The following is a 3,674-nucleotide window of genomic DNA, read 5'->3' as shown; positions in this document are numbered from 1 at the left end:
CTCGGTGAGGGCCCGCTCCAGCAGGGCGGCGAGGCCGCCGCCGGGCCGGGCGCGATCACGTTGGCCGGTCCCAGGGCCGCGTGCTGGGGGACGGGGCAGACGGTCAGGCTGCCCGTGACGGCGGCGGGACGGCCGCCGATCAGCACGCGCGCCACCGCCGTGGCGGCGCCGGGCGGCGCGGTGGTGATCCGGCCGCCGTGGTCGGTCGGGTCGCCGGTACGGGCTGCGGCTGGCATGCGGTGCTCCTAGGGGGTGTCGGGGAGGGGGAGGCGGGAGACGCTGGGGGAGGGGTCAGTTGATCCGGACGAGCTTGGCCTTGAGGACGCCGAGCAGCCCGCCGTCGACGGTGACGTCCGAGCTGCCGGTGACGCTCACCGAACGGCCGCCGATCCGCACCCCGACCCGGCCGTCGATGTTCACGTTGCGGCCCGACACGCTCACCTCGCCCCGCCCCGCGTCCAGGGTGATGCCCCGGCCGTCGAGCACGACGGAGGTGAGGGGTTGGCGGCCCCTGGCGTACACCGTCAGCTCGATCCGGTCCCGCCGGTCGTCGAGGAACACCTCCAGGCGCTCGTCACCGGTGGTGAGCCGGACCCCGGACGGGCCCGGGGCGCGTGCGTCCAGCAGCTCCACCCGGTGTCCCGAACGCGACACCACCGAGCGTCGGTTGACCCTCCCGCTGGTCGGGTCGACCAGCGGCACGCCGTGGGGCGAGGGCCTGTCCACGCCGTTGTAGAGCCCGCCGATGACGTACGGGCTGTCCAGCAGGCCCTGTTCGAAGCCGACCAGGACCTCGTCGTTGACCTCCGGGCTGACCACGCCCCCGCCGCCCCGGCCGCCCCACTGCACGGTGCGCACCCAGTCGGTGACATAGGTGTCGTCCAGCCAGGGGAACCTCAGCCGCACCCCGCCGCGTTCGGCGCCGTCCGGCTCGCGCACGTCCGTCACCACGCCGATCGCCAGGCCCGGCATGCGCGCGCCGCGGGACGGCGCGTTGGCGCCGGTCACCAGGCCGGCCAGGGAGCGGTCCGGGCTGGCGCCGACCCACACCGTCGTCCGGTACCCGCCGTGCGGCTCCAGGACGTGCTGCACCGCCGTCGCCGTGTACTTGCCGGAGAACGCCTGCCCGACGTTGCCGAGCGCCACGGGCTTGCCCGCCCGCAGCAGGGGGTTGCCCTCGGCCACCGCCTCCAGCTCTGCGAAGCCCGCGCCGACCCGGGCCGCCGTGGCGTCCGCGACCGCGGTCGTCTCGGCCTGGGTGCGGTACGGGGTGTCGGTGACGGCCAGTTTCGCCGACGTGCCGAACCGGGCGGCGAACGCCGGGCTCAGGCCCGGGACGGCCGTGTCGCTGTCCACCGACGGCTGCCGGGCCACCAGCGGCCGCTTCGCGGTGACGTCCCAGCCGCGCACCTCCACCGACGACGCCCCGTCCGCCGCCGACAGCGAGGCCCGCAGCGCCAGCAGGTTCCGGCCGTACTCCAGCACCATCGGGTCCCGTGTGGCAGGGGTCGACGGCGCGGGCGCGCCGGACGCCTTGCGCGGCCTGGTGAACTGGAGCAGCCCCTGGTCGTCGACGCGCACCTGCGCACCGCTCTCCGCCGCCAGGAACTGCAGGAACTCCCAGTCGGACACGTTCGCCTGGGAGAGCTGCTTGTAGGTGACCGGCGCGGCCTGCACGGTTCCGCAGGCCAGCCCGGCTCCGGCGGCCACCTTGCGGACGATCGCCGCGGCCGTCATGTTCCGGTAGGCCACCACCTTCCGGCCCCGCTGGAGGCGGTGCGCCCTGGAGTAGGCGCGCACCACCGTGAACGAGCCCGTGCGGTCGCGGTCCACCTCCAGGGCCGTCACCTCGCCGTCGAACAGCCGCTCGCGCGCCTGCCCGGACACGGTCACCACCGACACCCGCAGCGGGGTGCCGATGGTGATGCCGGTCGCCTTCAGGAACTCGTGGTCGGGGTCGCGGAAGGTGAGGACCGCCGCGTCGGGCAGGCCCACGTTCTCGTCCACCACGCAGCTCACGAGCTGGGCGGCCCAGACGGGCGGCAGTTCGGCCGGCGTCTCCACGACGGGGTCCGCCGCGAACGACCGGCCGCCCCGCGCCTCGGATGTGGTCACCGCTCCTCCTCACCGCCGGCGTCCCGCAGCCCCGGCACCACCAGTTCGGTGCCGGGCGCGAGCGCCATCGGGTCGTCGATTCCGTTGGCCTCCGCGATGACCCGCCAGGCCGTCGCGTCGCCGTACTCCCGCCAGGCCAGCAGGGCCAGGCTGTCGCCCGCCACCACGGTGTGCGTGCTGCGGGCGGTGCGCGCGCCGGACGTCGGGTTCTGGCCCGGCGGGTCGACGCTCGCCTCCTCGATCGACAGCGCGCAGGTGGCACGCAGCGGCCTGCCGTCCACGTCGAACAGCGTGTACGTCACCGACAGGCTGGAGAGCACCCCGTCGAACGAGGTCGTCCGCGCGGTGCCCCACTCGAACCGCACCCACGGGCTGGCCGGCTTCCTGCGGCCCAGGCTGGCCGGGGTCGGCACGCACGCCTTCATCAGCTTCTCCACCGCCTGCTCGACGGAGTCGTCGTGGGTGGCGGTGGCGTCCAGGAACACCTCCAGGCTCAGTGTGCGCGGGCCGCTGCCGACGAACTCCGGCAGCGCCGACTGCCCCGCCATCCGCGACGGGGAGCGGCGCCACTCGGTGGTCTTGCGCAGTTCCAGGGTGGAGGGGTTGAACTGGAGGTCCAGCCGCGCGATCGTCCCGCCGGGCTTGGCGCCGACCGAGGCGGGGGGCTCCTTCAGGGTCAGCTGGGCCCTGGCCCGGCTGGAGCGGACCGCTGGGGACATGCCGGGACCTCCTTTCCGGGAACGGGTGCGGGGAGCGGGGCGGCGGACGGGCGGGGCCGTGTCAGGAGGGGCGCAGTCCCTCGTGGGCGATCTCCAGGGTCTCCACCGCGGCCTGGGAGCTGGAGGGGTCGAAGGACGGCCCCTGCCAGCGCACCGGGACGATCCCGAACACCTGCCAGCCGATGATCCGGGTCAGGTCCGGTTTCAGCGCCACGATCTCGCCGTCCTTGGGCTCCACCCGCCGCAGCGTCTGGTCGAGCCAGCGGCCGATCTTCGCCGTGTCGGCGGTGACCGGCCGGGTGAGCGTGATGTTCGACCAGGTCACGCGGCCGGGCAGGTGCCAGGTGAAGCCGTTGTTACCGCCCTCGGCGTAGGTCTCCATCTCGACCTCGGCGCCCATGCCGGAGCAGGTGTGGAAGGCGCCCAGGTCGCTGCCGCCGATCGCGAGCCGGAAGAACACGCTCGTCGCGAAGATGCTGTCCGTCATACGTCCGTCATCCGTTCCTTGCCCTCCGGGCCCTCAGCGGCGTCCGTCGTGGGGGCGGCCCATGCGCTCCCGGCCGCGCCGCAGCTCGGTGCGGAGCAGTCGCGCCACCGGGTCGAGCAGGCGGCGCGCCAGGTCGTCCAGGTCCAGGCCGGGGTCCTGCGGTGTCCCGGTACGCCCGGCCGCGTCCACGCCGGAGGCGGCCGACGCGGCCGACCAGGACGGCGCGGACGGCGCGGACGGCGCGGAGGCCGACCGGGGCCGACCGCGCGTCCGTGCCGTTCCGGCCGATGTGCCCGCTCCCGCGGAGGTGCCACCGGTGCCGGTGCCACCTCCGCGGGCGCGGGCACATCGGC

4 protein-coding genes and 1 pseudogene are annotated in these 3,674 nt (G+C 75.1%); all 5 read right to left on the bottom strand.

The features are described from left to right. Window positions 1-236: PAAR domain-containing protein (locus ACLIYP_RS29620; protein WP_412716162.1), on the bottom strand; the 236-nt coding region annotated here is incomplete at its 3' end. A 55-nt stretch (window positions 237-291) separates the two neighbouring features. Next, entirely contained in the window at window positions 292-2,115 is a 1,824-nt protein-coding gene (locus ACLIYP_RS29615; RefSeq protein WP_412716161.1) for a VgrG-related protein, read from the bottom strand. Next, window positions 2,112-2,834: a CIS tube protein gene (locus tag ACLIYP_RS29610; protein WP_093657960.1), complete on the bottom strand. Its 723-nt coding sequence runs from the start codon at window positions 2,832-2,834 to the stop codon at window positions 2,112-2,114. Before ACLIYP_RS29610 ends, ACLIYP_RS29615 begins: the two co-directional genes overlap by 4 nt. Window positions 2,835-2,895: 61 nt before the next feature. Beyond that, window positions 2,896-3,321, bottom strand: a complete 426-nt coding sequence (locus tag ACLIYP_RS29605; RefSeq protein WP_412716160.1) for a phage tail protein — start codon at window positions 3,319-3,321, stop codon at window positions 2,896-2,898. A 33-nt stretch (window positions 3,322-3,354) separates the two neighbouring features. Next, a pseudogene (locus ACLIYP_RS29600) lies at window positions 3,355-3,674 on the bottom strand (hypothetical protein); the annotation flags it as partial.

Origin of the sequence: Streptomyces nanhaiensis (assembly GCF_046614825.1) — a bacterium.
In the GTDB taxonomy this organism is placed as follows: Bacteria; Actinomycetota; Actinomycetes; order Streptomycetales; family Streptomycetaceae; genus Streptomyces; species Streptomyces radiopugnans.
This window is presented reverse-complemented; position numbering and strand designations above follow the sequence as displayed.

What these genes read in the sequence shown, in the direction of transcription:
- ACLIYP_RS29610 (WP_093657960.1), bottom strand. Translation starts at nt 2,834, where the DNA reads ATGTCCCCAGCGGTCCGCTCCAGCCGGGCCAGGGCCCAGCTGACCCTG.
- ACLIYP_RS29605 (WP_412716160.1), bottom strand. Translation starts at nt 3,321, where the DNA reads ATGACGGACAGCATCTTCGCGACGAGCGTGTTCTTCCGGCTCGCGATC.